Here is a 15,170-nt window from a genome sequence, read left to right as displayed (position 1 = left end):
TCAGCGTCTACGTGGCGTGACGCGCCGGGTGGGTGTCGCCGTTCCCGGGTCCTCCGGCCACGGATGCCGGGGGTAACGCCCGCGCAGCTCGGAGCGGACCTGCGGATAACCGGTACGCCAGAACGACGCCAGGTCGGCGGTGACCGCCACCGGCCGGCCGGCGGGGGAGAGCAGGTGCAGCAGCACCGGCACCCGGCCGTCGGCGATGCGGGGGGCCGCCGGCCAGCCGAACGTCTCCTGGAGCTTCACGGCGAGCACCGGCGCGCCCGGGTCGGCGTAGTCCAGCCGGACCCGGGAGCCACTCGGCACCTCGATCCGCTCCGGGGCCAACTCGTCGAGGCGGCCGGCCTGCGCCCAGGGCAGCAGCCGCCGCAGCGCCGACGGCACGTCCACCCGCGCCAGGTCGGCCCGGCGGCGCGCGGCGGCCAGCTCCGGGCCGAGCCAGCTCGGCGCGGCGTCGAGCAACGAGTCGTCGTCGACCTGCGGCCATGGGTCGCCCAGGTGCTGCCGGAGGAACGCGAGCCGCTCGCGCAGCGCCCGCGCCGCCGGCGTCCAGGGCAGCAGGCCCAGCCCGTCGTGCCGCAGGCCGGTCAGCAGCGCGGCGGCCAGCTCCGCCCGGTCCGGCCGGTCCAGCCGCCGCTGGACCAGCTCGATCGCGCCCAGCCGGGTCACCTCCCGGGCCACCACGTCCCCGTCGGACCAGCCGACCTCGCGGTTCGTGCGCAGCAACGGACCGGCCGCCTCCCGCGCGGTCGCCTCGTCCACCGGGGAGGCCCGGCGGATGCGGGCCGACGGCGCGCCGGGGGTGCGGTCCGCGACCGCCACCGCCAGCCAGTCGGACCCGGCCAGCCCTGAGCCGGCCGTCAGCTCCGCGGCGGTCCCGCCGGTCATCAGGTACGCCGAACCGCCCGGCCGCCGCACCCGGGCCAACCGCTCCGGGTACGCCAGACCGACGAGCAGCCCGGCGGCGAGGTCGTCGCTCAGCCCAGTCGTGCCGGTGCGGCCGGTGGCGTCGGCGCGTCCCGTCGGCGGGTCGCCGGCGGGCAGCGCGGCGCGCAGCCGGCGTACCTCGGTGCGCCAGCGGGCGGTCGCGCCCGCGTCCACGCCGGTGCGCAGCCGACGCCAGCCGGCGACCAGATCGTCGCCGGGGCCGGCGGCGCTCTCCTCGGCGAGCAGGGCGACCACCTCGGCGGCCCGGTCGGCGCCGACCCGACCGGCGCCGTCGAGCAGCGCCCGGGCCAGCCGGGGGTGCGCCCCGGCGGCGGCGATCGACCGCCCTCGCGCGGTGATCCGACCGTCGGCGTCGATCGCGCCCAGGGTCTCCAGGGTGTCCCGGGCGACCGTCATCGCGGCGGCCGGCGGCGCGTCGGGCAGCGCGAGCCCGATGCCGTCGGGTCGGCCCCAGGCGGCCAGCTCCAGCGCGAAGCCGGTCAGGTCGGCGGTGGCGATCTCCGGTTCGGCGCGGGCGGGCAGCCGCTGGTGGGTGGCCTCCGACCAGCAGCGGTAGACGTACCCGGGGCCCTCCCGGCCGGCCCGGCCAGCGCGCTGGGTCGCGGCGGCGCGGGAGACCGGCACGGTGACAAGCGCGCCAAGCCCTCGGGCCAGGTCGATCCGGGGCACCCGGGAGAGCCCGGCGTCCACCACGATCCGCACGCCCGGCACGGTCAGGCTGGTCTCGGCCAGCGCGGTGGCGAGCACCACCCGTCGTCGGTCCGCGCGACGCAGCGCGGCATCCTGCTCGGTGCCGCGTTGCCGGCCGTGCAGCGGCAGCAGCGCCACCGCGTCCCGCAGGTCGGTCAGTCGGGCGGTGACCGCCGCGATCTCGCCGGCCCCGGGAAGGAAGACGAGTACGTCGCCGTCGTGCTCGCGCAGCGCCCGCCGGACGGTGCTCGCCACATGGTCGAGCAGGGCCCGGTCCACCGGGCCGGCCCCGGGCGGGGCGATCGGGCGCGCCGGGGGCACCCAGATCCGCTCCACCGGGTGCAACGCCGAGTCGGCCTGCACCACCGGTGCCGGGGTGGGCCCGCCCAGCAGCGCGGCGAACCGGTCGGTGTCCGGGGTGGCCGACATCGCCAGCAGCCACAGGTCCGGCCGGAGGGTGGCGCGCGCCTCCACGGTGAAGGCCAGCGCGAGGTCGGCGTCGAGTTGGCGTTCGTGGCATTCGTCGAGCAGCACGGCGCCGGTGCCGGGCAGCTCCGGGTCGTGGTGCAGCCGGCGGACCAGCAGGCCGGTGGTGACCACCTCGATCCGGGTGGCCGGGCCGACCCGGCGCTCGCCGCGTACCGCGTAGCCGACCCGCTCACCGACCCGCTCGCCGAGCAGCTCGGCCATCCGCCTGGCGGCGGCACGAGCCGCCACCCGTCGGGGTTGGGCGATCACCACCCGACCGGTCACCCGGTCGGCCACGGCCAGCGGCGCGAGGGTGGTCTTGCCGGTGCCGGGCGGGGCCACCAGCACGCCGGTGCCGGCCGCGTCGAGCGCCGCGACCAGCGCCGGCAGCACCGGACGGACCGGCAGGTCGAGGGTTACGTCGGAGAGCACGGCCCAGTCTCGCACCGGGGTTCGGGCGTCAGGAGCGACGGACCCTCATCCGCGCCACTACGCAGCGCGGTCAACCTGTCACGTTCTCGTGACAACGCGGACACGGCAGGAGGGCCGGGTCCACGGACCCGGCCCTCCTGCCGTGAACTGCTCAGTACGTGCCGTCGAGCTGACCGCGCAGCTTGGTCAGCGCCCGGGTCAGCAGCCGCGAGACGTGCATCTGCGAGACACCGATCTGGTCGGCGATCTGCGACTGGGTCAGGTTGCCGTAGAAGCGCAGCGTGAGGATCTTCTGCTCGCGCTCGTCGAGGGTGGCAAGCGCCGGGCCGAGGGCGACCCGCAGCTCCGCCAGCTCGAACTCGTTGTCCTCGCCGCCGAGCATGTCGCCCAGCTCGGTGGCGCGCTCGCCGTCGCCGGTCGGGGTGGACAGCGACACGGCGTTGTACGCCCGGGCGCCCTCCAGGCCCTCCAGGACCTCTTCCTCGGTGAGCTTGAGGTGCGCGGCGATGTCGGCGACCGTCGGCGAGCGGCCGAGGGTCTGCAGGAGCGAGCTGTTGGCGTCGGAGATGGCCAGCCGCAGCTCCTGGAGCCGGCGGGGCACCCGGATGTCCCAGGTGCGGTCCCGGAAGTGCCGCTTGAGCTCACCGATGATGGTGGGAATCGCGTAGCCGGCGAAGTCGACGCCGCGCGACGGGTCGAACTTGTCGATGGCCTTGATCAGACCGATCGCGGCGGTCTGCGCCAGGTCGTCGTTCGGCTCGCCGCGCCCGCTGTAGCGGTGGGCCAGGTGGTTGGCGAGCGGCAGCCAGGCCTCGATCGCCCGGTCCCGCAGGGCGGCGCGCGAGGGGTGGGTGGCGGGCAGCGCCGCCATCGCGTTGAGCAGGTCGGCGGCGCTGTCGGTGAGAGCGCGCGGGTCGAGCTTGGTGGTGGCCTTGACGGGGGCACTCGACTGCTCGGTGATCGTTGGCGCGGTCATGGGTGGTCCTCCCTGCACCTCGTCCGCGGACAAAAAGGCGTGTCTCTTTGGTTTAGCTTTCAGTGGGCCGTTCGGGAGTCACCTTAACCTGATCGTCTCCCCGAAATCTAGCCGAAAGGTTGATGTACTTAAGGCGTGTTCAGCCACAAAAGGGGCAAAAGCCGCACAAGTTGGGGTGGCTGTGAGGATCCTTACCCCGATTTTCCGGCCGCACCCACTGTCCGGTCGGCCGGCTGGTCGGCCCGATCGGTTCCGGTGCCGCATCGACTGGTCAACACCAAACCCGACAACTCGGTAGCAGTGTCGACTATCCGTCGTTGTCCCACTGGCGGGACCGGCCGTAGCGTCGCGTGTACACACCCGGTTCGGAGGCACCGTGCTCGATCCAGCCGCTCCCCAGCTCGTCGTGAACAGCCGCACCCTCTACTTCAGCTGGCTGCCGGCGGACCCCGACGCGGTCGCGGCACTCGTCCCCCCGGGGCTCAACCCCCGCCCCGACCGGCAGGTGTTCCTCAACCAGTACGTCGTCGACGACGAGACGCAGACCTCCGGCTTCGGCGCGTACTCGCTGACCTACCTCGGCGTCTCGCTCCTCGGCGTCGACGCGCCCGGCGGCCTCAACCCGGGTGGCTGGTGGACGCACTACGTGGCCTCCAGCCGGCGGGTGCGTGATTACGCGGTGGCCCGCGGCGCCCCGGTGCTGGCCGGCCGCACCAGGATCGAGGTGACAGGCGAGGACCTGCTCTCCGAGACGGAGATCGACGGCACGCCGTTGATCCGGGCGCGGTGCCGGGTGGGGGAGACCGGGCACGTGATCAGCAGCGGGCACCACCGCTACTTCACCCGGCGCGACGGTCAGCTGCTCAGCTCGGCCTACCCGTTCGTCGCCGAGCCGGTCGCGCCGTTCGAGATCGAGTCGGTGGAGTTCCTCCAGCCCGGCCACCCGATGTACGCGCTGCGCCCGGCCAACCCGTTGACGATCGGCTTCGGCTACTACTCACCACGCTCGTCGTTCGCCTACCCCGGCGGGCTGCACGTGCACGCGGTCGCCACACCGGAGCCGGCCCGGCCACCTCACCAGGTGCCGGCCAACCTCGCCCGCAGCGGCCTGCCGTCCGGGTCGTAGACCAGCCGGTACACCGGCAGCGCCCAGGCCCGGGTGTACCACGGCAGACGCTCGGGGCGGTGCGGGCGCAGCCGTCCGGGCGGCCGTTGCCCGACCTGACCGTCGTCGTACCACCGCTGCAGCGCGTCGGCGGCGGCCGTGACGGCCGCGACGGCGTCCGCCGGCTCCAGCAGGTCCGCGTCGTCCGCGCCGCCCGGGTCACGGTCCAGGTGCTCGCGCCACAGCCGCAGTCGCAGGTCCCGGGCGAAGCTCCGCGCGCCGTCGCCGCGCCCGGCCGGGTCGGTGGGCGAGCGGTCGTCCGGGGTCTCGTCGAGCACGGCGCAGGACAACTCGCTGTCGTGCGTCCAGGACCGCCGGTTGAAGTTGTCGCTGCCCACGCTGGCCCAGACGTCGTCGACCACGCACACCTTCGCGTGCACGTAGACCGGGTCGCCGGCGTGGTTCTCCACGTCGAACACGTGCACCCGGTCCGGTGCGGCCCGCTCACAGAGCGACAGCGCCTGCTCGCGCCCGACCATGTTCGGCGGCAACGCCAGCTTGCCGTCCACGTCCGGGTGGCGGGGGACGACGGCGATCAGGTGCAGGTCCGGGTTGTCCCGCAACGCGTGCGCGAACAGGTCCGCGACCTCGGCCGACCAGAGGTACTGGTCCTCCAGGTAGATGAGCCGACGGGCGCGGCGTACCGCCTTGGTGTAACCGCGGGCCACGGTCCGCTCCCCGTCCGGAGCGAACGAGTAACGGGGGCGGACGGCCGGGTAGGTGCGCAGTACCTGGATCTGGTGCGGGCCGCAGGGTGGCGGGTCGGCCGGTTGCTCCGGCAGCGGGTCCGGGCGCAGGTCCGAGCCGCGCAGCCGGTCCCGCAGGTAGGCCATCGGGTTCTCCGAGTCCAGGGGCATCGGGTCGGTCCAGCGTTCCCGGAACAGGGTGTCCAGAGCGCCGACCACCGGGCCGCGCACCGCGAGCTGCACGTCGTGCCAGGGCGGGTTCGGGCCGTACCGGGCCGACATCTGCACCGGCTGCGGATCGCCGTGGTGGTCGGCGTCGTCGCGGCGGCTGTGGCACAGGTCGATCCCGCCGGCGAAGGCGATGTCCCGCTCGGGGGCGCCCAGGTGCCGTAGCACCACGAGCTTCTGGTGGTGCGAGCCGCCGCGCCGGACCCGCTGGTCGAGCAGCACCTCGCCACCGGCGGCCGAGATCGTCTCGCTGAGGTCGCGGTTCTCCGCCTCGCTGTACGCCAGCACGTCGAGGTGCGAGCGCCAGATCAGCCCCTTGACCACCACGCCGCGCTGGGCGGCCTGCGCGAAGAGTTGGGCGACCGTCGGACCGTCCGGGCGCAGCCGCTGGTCCGGGTCACCCCGCCAGTCGGTGAAGAACAGGTGGTCGCCGTGGCCCAGTGCCTCGACCTCGTCGACCAGCCGGTCGAAGTACGCGGCACCGTGAATCAACGGCTCGGCGAGGTTTCCCGTGGTCCAGACGGGTATCCCAGAGACCGGGTTGGCGCGTTCCTCAGCGGTGAGAAACCAGTCCTGCAACGGCACCGTCCAGCCCTCCTGGAGGTCGGCAACGTCCTCACGGTAGGACCCCCGACGCGGGTCCGCACGCCAGGCCGACGGACCAGTGACCTGGCCAACGCCATCGACAGTGACGCGACAACAGCCGAGGAGGCCACACCATGCCCCGCGACACGACGACTCCCCTGACCGAGAACCGCGAGCCGGCGGTGGAGAGCGAACGGGGGGCGCTGGTAGCGGTGTTGGTGATGGTGATCCTGGGAGTCGCCGGCATCTTCGCGGTCTCCTGAGGCGGCGCCGACGCCCCCGGGTGGGTCAGTCGGGGGCGTCGGCGCCGATCTCAGCGCTCGTGCGTGGTCAGGGGCGGGTGCCCTGGCCGCCGGTGTGCGGGAGCCGCTCGGTGGGGATCACGCCGAGGCGGCCGGCCTGGAAGTCCTCGAATGCCTTGAGCAGCTCGTCCCGGGTGTTCATCACGAACGGGCCGTACTGTGCCACCGGCTCCCGGATCGGCTGACCACCCATGATGTAGAGGTCGAGCGCCGGTGTGTTGCTGTCCTGCGCCGTGTCGGCGCCGAACCGCAGCGCGTCTCCCGGGCCGTGCACCGCGAGCTGGCCGGTACGCACCGGCCGCCGGTCGGTGCCGACCGTGCCGCGCCCGCCCAGCACGTACACCAGGGCGTTGAAGTCGGGCTGCCAGGGCAGGTCGACCTGGGCGCCCGGTTGCACGGTGACGTGGGTGATGGTGATCGGGGTGAAGGTCGAGCCCGGGCCGCGGTGCCCGGCGACCTCGCCGGCGATGACCCGGATCAGCGCGCCGCCGTCAGGCGTGGTGAGCAGCGCCGACTCCCGGCCACGGATGTCCTGGTAGCGGGGCGGGTTCATCTTGGCCGCTCGGGGCAGGTTGACCCACAGTTGGGTGCCGTGGAAGAGCCCGCCGCTCACCACCAGGTGCTCCGGCGGCGCCTCGATGTGCAGCAGGCCGCTGCCCGCCGTCATCCACTGGGTGTCGCCGTCGGTGATGGTGCCGCCGCCACCGTTCGAGTCCTGGTGGTCGAAGACGCCGTCGATGATGTACGTGACGGTCTCGAAGCCGCGGTGCGGGTGCCACGGGGTGCCCTTGGGCTCGCCCGGCGCGTAGTCGACCTCGCCCATCTGGTCGAGGTGGATGAACGGGTCCAGGTCGGCTGTCGACACGCCGGCGAAGGCGCGACGGACCGGGAAGCCCTCACCCTCGAAGCCGCTGGGCGCTGTGGTCACCGAGCGGACCGGGCGGATGGTGGCGGCCTCGTCGAGTCGGGGCAGGCGGGGCAGGACGAGGACGTTGTCGACGGTGATCGCGGGCATGTCGGAGGCTCCTAGCGTGAGGCGGGGGTGCTCGGGTTGGCCCGCGATGCCCGCAGGCGCTCGCCGAGCCGGTCGAAGACCCGGGTGAGGCAGGCGACCTCGGCGTCGTCGAGGTCGTCCATCAGGTGGGTGCGCACCGACGCCAGATGGTGAGGTGCGGCTTCCCGTAGCGCGAGCAGCCCGGCGGCGGTGAGGACCGCCTCGCTGCCGCGCCTGTCGTCCGGGCAGGGCTCCTTGCTGACCAGGCCACGACGCTGCATGGAGGAGACCTGGTAGGTGAGGCGGCTGGGCGAGAAGATCAGTCGGCTGGCCAGCTCACCCATCCGGAGCCGCTGCCCGCGTGCCTCGGAGAGCAGGACCAGCACGTGGTAGTCGGGGAAGCTGAGGTCGCTGTCGACCCGCAGATCCTCCTCCAACTGTGTGTAGAGACGCTGGCTGGCCTCGATGTAGGCACGCCAGGCGGCCTCTCGGGTGCTGTCCAGGCTCTCGGTCATGCCACGACGATAGCACTCTTTCAAAATTTAAATAACGTCGTTCGACGTTGTCTGGGTCACTCATTCGCACCCTGGCGGCCGGGATCGTGCAGCTTTGAAGAAAGTGCGCGCGAAAAGCGGCGGTGGGCGACTCTCGGGTTGTGCCAGACTCCGGCCTCGTGGAACACGTGGAACTCGCCGCCGCCGACCTGTTGCTGCGCCCCTGGCGAGACGAGGACGCACCGGCGGTGCGCGACGCCCTCCGCGACCCGGCGATCGCGCAGTGGAACCCGCAGGGCGGGGACCCGATCGACGATCGGGTCGCGCTGCTCTGGGTGCGCCGCCGCGCCGACTGGTCCACCGGCGGTCACGCCTCGATGGCGATCACCGCGGCGGTCGACGGCGAGCTGCTCGGCTCGGTGTCGTTGCACAACATCCGCGACGGCGACGCCTCCATCGGCTACTGGACGATGCCCGCGGCACGGGGGCGTCGGGTGGCGGTGCGCGCCGTCGTCCGGCTCACCGACTGGGCGTTCGCGGATCTCGGGCTGCACCGGGTGGAGTTGTGCCACGCGGTGGCGAACCCGGCGTCCTGCCGGGTGGCCGAGCGCGCAGGCTACCCGGCCGAGGGCACCCTGCGGGAGTCGTACCGCTACGGCGACGGCCGCCGCTACGACGAGCACCTGCACGCCCGCCTGGCCACCGACAGCTAGGGCCGGGGCTGTTCACGCCCCGGCCCCGCCGCTCGCCTCGACCCGTCACCCGGTGACCTTGCGGAGGAACGTCGCGAGGGCGCTGGTGACGCGGTCGATGCGCTCCGGCAGGGGCAGCGGCTCGGGCGCCGGGGGCCCGGCGTGCTTCTTGCCCCGCAGGTACAGCGAGCAGGCCAGGTCGGAGCAGAGGTAGGTGCCCACCGAGTCGCCCTGCCGCCCACTCGGGCCGGCCTTGGGGGCGGTCATCAACGAGACGCCTCCGCCCAGGTGGGTGGTCAGGCAGAACGAGCACATGCTGTGCCGTACGCGCCCGGTCTGGTGGGTCGCGGCCCGCAGCACCACCCCGGCCAGCCCGCCGTCGGTCTCGGCGACCAGGTAGGCCCGCTGCGGCGCGGACGGGTCCCGCCAGCCGAGAAAGTCGAGGTCGTCCCACGGGCGCATCTCAAGATCATTGGGTACGGCCAGCCGCTTCGCCTCGCCCCGACTGCAATTGACGAAGGACGCGCGGATGGCGGATTCGGTAACCTGTAGCATAGGTAGTAGCCTAGCCCTCCTAGGCAAGTGTTTATTAGGGATAGGTTGGGAGTGTGCTGCATGGCACGTGCCGGCGTGACCGCCGAACGCCTGACGCTGGCCGCGGCCGAACTGGCCGACGAGGTCGGCCTGGAAAACGTCACGATCGCCGCGCTCGCCCGACAGTTCGGGGTGAAGGACGCGAGCCTCTACTTCCACCTGAAGAACGCGCACGACCTGCGGGTCAGGATCGCCCTGCTGGCGCTGACCGAACTCGCCGACCGGGTCGCCGCCGCGCTCGCCGGTCGGGCTGGCAAGGACGCCCTGGTGGCCTTCGCCAACGCGTACCGCGACTACGCCCGAGAGCACCCGGGCCGCTACGCCGCCATGCAGATCGACCTCGACCCGGAGACCGCCGCCGCGAGCGCGGGCGTCCGGCACGCCGAGATGACCCGGGCGATCCTGCGCGGCTACCGGCTCTCCGAGCCCGACCAGACCGACGCGGTACGGATGATGCACAGCACGTTCCACGGGTTCGTGAGCCTGGAGCGGACCGGCGGGTTCCGGCACACCCCGCGCCCCACCGACGACTCGTGGTCACGCGCCCTGGACGCTCTCGACGCCGTCCTCGCCAACTGGCCGTCGCCCTGAAGCGTCGTGGCCAAGCGACACAGGCTCAGCGGTGAGCGGGCGGCGCTTTGCGGTCCGCTGCCGGAGCAGGACGAATCCCAGGCCCGCCAGGAACCAGGTGGCGAGGATGGCGAGGGGTGCCACGGTGTGTGCGCCGTCGAAGTAGCCGAAGTTGTTGACAGCCCGTACGGCCGCGCCCGGCGGGAGTTTCGCCGAGATGGCCTGCGCCCACGCCGGCAGGAGGTCGATCCCGATCGTCGCTCCGCTCGTCGCGTTGCCGATCGTGGTGAGGGTGAGGACGGCCAGGGCGATTCCGGCCGGGCCGAGCCAGGCCCCCAGGGCCTTCGTCGTGAAGGCGCTGGCGGCGGAGAGGAGGATGAGCGAGAGCGCGAGCAGCGGGAATGGGGCCGTCAGTGATCCGTAGATCGGGCCGGCGACGGTTGCCGCGATCACGCCGATCGCGACGGCGAAGCCGCCCATCGCGACGAGCCGGTGGCGGAGGCGGACCTTCGCGGTCGCCGCGGTGAGGCCCTGCGCGAGGACGAACGACGAGAGGGTGACGCCGAACACCACGTAGAAGGCGGACAACCCCCGGCTGTCGTAGGTGGCCAACGGAACGATGTCGTTCTCCTGGATGGTCGCCCCGGCCTTCTCGGCCAAGCCGGCCGCGAGCTGGCGCGCGGCTCCGCTCTCGCTGAGTCCGCTGGCGCCGGCGTAGTCGAGTGTCAGCGTGGTGGGGGAGGTCGCGCCGAGGACGGCGACGGCGTCGCCGTGTCGCACCATGGTCTCGCCGTCCGCGACGCTCGCGACCTCGGTGACTGCCACGGAACTGCCGAAACCGGCCTGTGCGGTGTCCGCCAGTCGCTCGCTGACCACGGCGATCGGCAGTCGGCTCGGCTGAGGGCTGCGTTGCAGTCCGACATAGACCGCGATGAACGCCGTGCCGATGATCAGCCCGGTGATGACGAGTGTGGCCCAGGCTCGGCGCTGGGTGGCGACCGGCGATGCCGCGTCGGTAGGTGGATCGGATGGGAACGTCATGAGCGCTTCCTCGGGTAGTGTGGTTTGAATGTCCAACCAAACGAACCGTAGCACCGACGGTTTGAAAACCAAACCGGAGCGGGACTCTCTCGCTGTGGCGCTCGACGCGGTCAACGACAGGTGGTCGCTGCACATCGTGCGGGCGCTCGCATTCGGGGCGTCCCGGTACACCGAGATCCTCCGGGCCGTCGGCGCACCGCGAGACGTCCTCGCCGCCCGGCTGCGCAAACTGGCTGAAACCGGCATTCTCCAAGCCCGCGACAGCGAGAACGGCAAGGTCGCGGGTTACGAACTCACCCAGAAGGGCAAGGACCTCGGGCAGGTGATCCTCGTGCTCAAGCGCTGGGGTGACACCTACAGCGAGGACGGCGTGCCCAGGGTCGACTTCATCCACGACGTCTGCGGCCAGGTCTTCGTCGCTGAGGTGCGCTGCCGGGCGTGTGGCAGGCCCGCCCGTTCCGGCGAGTTCTCATTCGATCAGGAGTCCCCGGCATGCTGACCGACCTGGAGTTGGCCGACTGGCGCGAGCGGGTGGCCCGGCTGTACCTGTCCGACGTCGACCTGGCCGGCTTCCGGGCCGGCCGCGACGACCTCTTCGCCACCCACCCACAGAGCCCGATCCCCCCAGCCGACCGGCCGGGCTTCACCGGCGTGCGGTACTTCCCGCCCAATCCCGAAGCCGTGGTCGAGGCGCCCCTGCGCCCGGCCGGCGGCGAGCTGCGCATCGACACCGGGGGGCCGGACGGCGTCGTCGCGTACCGGCGGGTGGCGGTGGCCGAGACACCCTGGGGGCCGCTGACCCTGTGGTGGATCGAGGCGTACGGGGGCGGGTTGTTCGTTCCGCTGCGCGACGGCACCTGCGGGCGGGAGAGCTACGGCGGAGGGCGGTACCTCACCGACACGGTGAAGGGCACCTTCGGCCGAGGCGTCGAGCTGCTGCCCGGTGACCGGGTCCGGCTGGACGCCAACTACCTCTACAACCCGAGCTGTGCCTACGACGACCGTTGGGCGTGCCCGCTGGCACCTCCGGAGAACCGGGTCGAGGTCGACATCCGCGCCGGCGAGCAGACGTACCCGCCCAACGGCCAGTGATCGGCCCGTCGGAGCAAACACCACGCCGTTGCGTTGCGGTCGGCGAGGCGCAAGGTCTCAGCGGGGGCAGCTCGGCTTCGTCGATCAAGGAGTTGTGGTGCCTGGTTGGGCAACCGGCGGGTGCTTTGTCACCCACCGCAACTCCTTGATCGACCCGATTCCCATGACGGCGCGCGGCTTGACCTCACGTCGCGTTCAACGCCTACCGTCGGTTTGCGTATCCGATCCCGTGAGGAGGGACGTCCGATGACGGTCAGCTGGGCGTACATCTACGAGCATCCGGGCAGCGACCCGATTGGCGACCGGGTCGTGCTGGATCGCGACGGCCAACGCACCTTTCTGGTGCCCGTGCCGGACCCGGCGGTGGCCCCCGCCGTCGCGGTTGACCTGTTGGCCGAGGGGGTCGCGCTGATCGAGCTCTGCGGCGGTTTCGCCCTGGCGGCGGCGGCACGGGTGGTCGAGGCCGTCGGCGGACGGGTTCCGGTCGGGCACGTCACATTCGCGGTGGACTCGGTACGCGGCGCGACACGCTACGGCGAGCTGTTCGAGGCCCAGCCCGACTGAACGACGCCACGGCCGCCCCGACACGCTGTCGGGACGGCCGGTCGGTCGTGGGTCAGCGGCCGTTCGCCGCCGAGCCGGGCGTCTGCATCCGGGCGAGCAGCTGTCGCGCCTGGTCGGCGAGCTGGGCGTCGACGGTCACCGCGTACTGGCCGGCGCGCAGTGAGCTGGCCGAGGTGAAGTCGCGTTGACCGCCCGTCATGGCGTGGGCGACCGCGCCGAACACCGCACCCCAGATCGCGCCGATGACCAGCCCGACCAGGATCACCGCCAGCCAGTTGCCGACGGTGAAGATGCCGAACAGCAGGCCGATGAAGAGCCCGAACCAGGCGCCGGTGCCGGCGCCCAGCAGGCCGGCGCGGCCGGTGGTCATCCGTCCGAGCACCGTCTCCACCAGGGTGAGGTTGGTGCCGACGATGGCGCTGTGCTCCACCGGGAAGCGGTTGTCGGCCAGGTAGTCGACGACCCGCTGCGCGGTCGGATAGTCCGGGTACGACCCGATCGTCACGGTCGGCGGGCCGCTCTCCGGCCCGTGGCCGTCCCCGGCCGGTGTCGACAGGTGGCCGGCCGGCCCGGACGGAAGCAGGTCGCCACCCTGTGTGCCGGTCCGCCAGGCGGCGGTCGGCCCCGAAGCTGACGTCATGAGCATCCTCCCTCGTCAGCTCCCCGCCTTCCCGTCCCTGCCGACAGCTAACGCGTGGCCCACCGCCGGGCTGGGCCGTGCATGGGTGTGGACTGCCCGGGTAGCCAGTCGGGTGGAGATCGGACAGATCAGCGACTACGGGTTCCTCGCCGACTGCCGCAGCGCGGCGCTCGTGGACGCCTCGGGCTCGGTGAACTGGTGGTGCCCGGGCCGGTTCGACGCCCCGTCGGTGTTCGGGCGGCTGCTCGACGACGATGCCGGGCACTGGTCGATCCAGCCCGAGGGCGACTACCGCGTCGAACGCTGCTACCTCGACGACACCCTGGTGCTGCGGACGGTCTTCCGCACCGCGCAGGGGGACGTCGCGCTCACCGACGCGCTCGCCTTCGAGCCCGGCTCGCGCGGTCACGACATCGGGCTGCGCTCGCCGCAGGTGCTGGCCCGCTCGGTGGAAGGGCTGTCGGGTTCGGTGCCGATGCGGGTGCACTACCGGCCGCGCTTCGAGTACGGCCGGACCATCGCCTACCTGATCGAGCGGGAGGACATGCTCGAAGCCATCGCCGGGGCCGCCCGACTCACCCTGCGTTGCAGCGAGCGGTTGACCGCCCGGGGCGGCGAGGCCACCGGGACGTTCACCGCCCGCGCCGGCACGAAACACACCTTCACCCTCGGGTACGCCCCGACCTACGACGCCCCGCTACCCGAGGTGCCGGACGCCGACCAGACCATCGCCGACACCGCCGCCGGCTGGCGCTCCTGGGTGGACGAGCACCCGTACGACGGGCTCTACGCCGAGCAGGTGCGGCGCAGCCGGCTGGTGGTGCAGGGCATGACGTACCGGCCCAGCGGTGCCGTGGTGGCCTCGGTGACCACCTCGCTGCCGGAGAAGCTCGGCGGCGACCGCAACTACGACTACCGCTACGTCTGGGTGCGTGACTTCAGCCTGACCCTGCGGGCACTGTGGCGGACGACGTGCCTGGACGAGGTGCAACGGCAGTTCGCCTGGTTGGGTCGGGCGATGGGCCGCGTCGACGACAGGCCGGTGCCCATCATGTACGGGGTGCTGGGGGAACGGGACCTCACCGAGCACCGCCTGGATCAGCTCGGCGGCTACCGGGACAGCCCGCCGGTGATAATCGGCAACGACGCGTGGCAGCAGCGGCAGACCGACATCTTCGGCGAGGCCATGGACGCCGCCTGGTTGATGCGCGACAAGCTGCAACCGTTCGACCCGGAGGTGCGGCACGTACTCCGGGTGCTCGCGGACCAGGCCGCGCGGGACTGGTCGTTGCCGGACGCGGGCATGTGGGAGGAGCGTGGCATCGAGCACCACCACGTCTCCTCGAAGGTGCAGTGCTGGGTCGCCCTGGACCGGGCGGTCCGCTTCGGTGACCTGCTGGGCGAGCCGCAGGACGTGGCCCGCTGGGCGGCCGCCCGCGACGCGGTGCGCGCGGAGGTCGTCGAGCGGGGCTGGAACGAGCGGCTCCAGGCGTACACCGGGAGTTTCGAATCCGACGACCTGGACGCCTCGGTGTTGGTGATGCCGCTTGTCGGCTTTCTGCGGGCCGACGACCCGCGGATGCTCTCGACGATCCGCGCGGTGGAGCAGCGGCTCTCCCACGACGGCCTGTTGCGGCGCTGGGACGGCGACCCGGCGGGTTTCCTCATCTGTTCGTTCTGGCTGGTCTGTTGCCTGGCGTTGGCCGGTGAACGGGACCGGGCGCACGAGTTGTTCCGGGGGTTGGCGGAGCGGGTCAACGACCTCGGCCTGTTCGCCGAGCAGATCGACCCGGTGACCGGGGAGCAGTTGGGCAACTTTCCCCAGGCGTTCTCGCACATCGGCCTGATCAACGCCGCAGGTGTGCTGACCGACGTGGAGCGGGACCCGACGTTGCGTCAGCGTGGGATGCCTCCGGCGTACTTCTCACCAGTGCGCCCGTAGGCCGGACTTTCGTGTAGATCGTGACAACTTTCTATCTGTGGGCGTGAAGTTCTATCGCACTCCA

At 72.3% G+C, this 15,170-nt stretch carries 16 protein-coding genes; 8 read left to right on the top strand and 8 right to left on the bottom strand.

Annotated features, from left to right (window positions below; all coding sequences use genetic code 11):
* The gene (gene hrpB / locus AB0C15_RS07150) at positions 1-2,541 is read right to left on the bottom strand and encodes an ATP-dependent helicase HrpB (RefSeq protein WP_357349564.1); all 2,541 of its coding nucleotides are present in this window, start codon (positions 2,539-2,541) and stop codon (positions 1-3) included.
* Positions 2,542-2,692: 151 nt separating this feature from the next.
* The gene (locus AB0C15_RS07145) at positions 2,693-3,517 is read right to left on the bottom strand and encodes a SigB/SigF/SigG family RNA polymerase sigma factor (RefSeq protein WP_357349562.1); all 825 of its coding nucleotides are present in this window, start codon (positions 3,515-3,517) and stop codon (positions 2,693-2,695) included.
* Between the two features lie 376 nt (positions 3,518-3,893).
* Here AB0C15_RS07145 and AB0C15_RS07140 point away from each other — a divergent pair, with 376 nt between their 5' ends.
* Complete coding sequence (locus AB0C15_RS07140; protein WP_357349560.1) at positions 3,894-4,643, top strand: hypothetical protein; 750 nt, start codon at positions 3,894-3,896, stop codon at positions 4,641-4,643.
* On the opposite strand, the gene AB0C15_RS07135 is transcribed toward AB0C15_RS07140, so the two are convergent.
* The gene (locus tag AB0C15_RS07135) at positions 4,592-6,181 is read right to left on the bottom strand and encodes a phospholipase D-like domain-containing protein (RefSeq protein WP_357349558.1); all 1,590 of its coding nucleotides are present in this window, start codon (positions 6,179-6,181) and stop codon (positions 4,592-4,594) included. The genes AB0C15_RS07140 and AB0C15_RS07135 overlap by 52 nt on opposite strands.
* 134 nt (positions 6,182-6,315) lie before the next feature.
* On the opposite strand from AB0C15_RS07135, the gene AB0C15_RS07130 reads away from it, so the two are divergent.
* Positions 6,316-6,444: a hypothetical protein gene (locus AB0C15_RS07130; RefSeq protein WP_357349556.1), complete on the top strand. Its 129-nt coding sequence runs from the start codon at positions 6,316-6,318 to the stop codon at positions 6,442-6,444.
* A gap of 67 nt (positions 6,445-6,511) precedes the next feature.
* Here AB0C15_RS07130 and AB0C15_RS07125 read toward each other — a convergent pair whose 3' ends face one another.
* Positions 6,512-7,498 (bottom strand): pirin family protein, encoded by a 987-nt coding sequence (locus tag AB0C15_RS07125; protein WP_357349554.1) that lies wholly within the window; start codon positions 7,496-7,498, stop codon positions 6,512-6,514.
* Between the two features lie 11 nt (positions 7,499-7,509).
* Positions 7,510-7,992, bottom strand: a complete 483-nt coding sequence (locus tag AB0C15_RS07120; RefSeq protein ID WP_357349552.1) for a MarR family transcriptional regulator — start codon at positions 7,990-7,992, stop codon at positions 7,510-7,512.
* A 158-nt stretch (positions 7,993-8,150) separates the two neighbouring features.
* Here AB0C15_RS07120 and AB0C15_RS07115 point away from each other — a divergent pair, with 158 nt between their 5' ends.
* Positions 8,151-8,684, top strand: a complete 534-nt coding sequence (locus AB0C15_RS07115) for a GNAT family protein (protein ID WP_357349550.1) — start codon at positions 8,151-8,153, stop codon at positions 8,682-8,684.
* A gap of 45 nt (positions 8,685-8,729) precedes the next feature.
* Here AB0C15_RS07115 and AB0C15_RS07110 read toward each other — a convergent pair whose 3' ends face one another.
* Entirely contained in the window at positions 8,730-9,218 is a 489-nt protein-coding gene (locus AB0C15_RS07110) for an FBP domain-containing protein (protein ID WP_357349548.1), read from the bottom strand.
* Between the two features lie 60 nt (positions 9,219-9,278).
* Here AB0C15_RS07110 and AB0C15_RS07105 point away from each other — a divergent pair, with 60 nt between their 5' ends.
* Positions 9,279-9,848: a WHG domain-containing protein gene (locus AB0C15_RS07105; protein WP_357349546.1), complete on the top strand. Its 570-nt coding sequence runs from the start codon at positions 9,279-9,281 to the stop codon at positions 9,846-9,848.
* Here AB0C15_RS07105 and AB0C15_RS07100 read toward each other — a convergent pair.
* Positions 9,795-10,868 carry a hypothetical protein gene (locus AB0C15_RS07100; protein WP_357349544.1) on the bottom strand — a complete coding sequence of 358 codons (1,074 nt, stop codon included), beginning with the start codon at positions 10,866-10,868 and terminating at the stop codon, positions 9,795-9,797. The genes AB0C15_RS07105 and AB0C15_RS07100 overlap by 54 nt on opposite strands.
* Positions 10,869-10,929: 61 nt before the next feature.
* Between AB0C15_RS07100 and AB0C15_RS07095 the strand changes: the two genes are divergently transcribed.
* From AB0C15_RS07095 to AB0C15_RS07085, 3 genes are all read left to right on the top strand, one after another.
* Entirely contained in the window at positions 10,930-11,367 is a 438-nt protein-coding gene (locus AB0C15_RS07095) for a helix-turn-helix domain-containing protein (RefSeq protein ID WP_357349542.1), read from the top strand.
* A complete protein-coding gene (locus tag AB0C15_RS07090) occupies positions 11,364-11,960 on the top strand; it encodes a DUF1684 domain-containing protein (protein WP_357349885.1) in 597 nt (198 codons plus the stop codon). The genes AB0C15_RS07095 and AB0C15_RS07090 overlap by 4 nt, the downstream gene beginning before the upstream one ends.
* 246 nt (positions 11,961-12,206) lie before the next feature.
* Positions 12,207-12,524 (top strand): DUF6506 family protein, encoded by a 318-nt coding sequence (locus AB0C15_RS07085; protein WP_357349540.1) that lies wholly within the window; start codon positions 12,207-12,209, stop codon positions 12,522-12,524.
* A gap of 52 nt (positions 12,525-12,576) precedes the next feature.
* On the opposite strand, the gene AB0C15_RS07080 is transcribed toward AB0C15_RS07085, so the two are convergent.
* A complete protein-coding gene (locus AB0C15_RS07080) occupies positions 12,577-13,164 on the bottom strand; it encodes a general stress protein (RefSeq protein WP_357349538.1) in 588 nt (195 codons plus the stop codon).
* Positions 13,165-13,276: 112 nt separating this feature from the next.
* On the opposite strand from AB0C15_RS07080, the gene AB0C15_RS07075 reads away from it, so the two are divergent.
* Positions 13,277-15,106 carry a glycoside hydrolase family 15 protein gene (locus tag AB0C15_RS07075; protein ID WP_357349883.1) on the top strand — a complete coding sequence of 610 codons (1,830 nt, stop codon included), beginning with the start codon at positions 13,277-13,279 and terminating at the stop codon, positions 15,104-15,106.
* The last annotated feature ends 64 nt before the right edge of the window (positions 15,107-15,170 follow it).

The organism is Micromonospora sp. NPDC048835, assembly GCF_040649995.1.
GTDB lineage: Bacteria > Actinomycetota > Actinomycetes > Mycobacteriales > Micromonosporaceae > Micromonospora.
The sequence above is the reverse complement of the archived record's forward strand: the minus strand, read 5'-3'. Positions and strand labels throughout refer to the sequence as shown.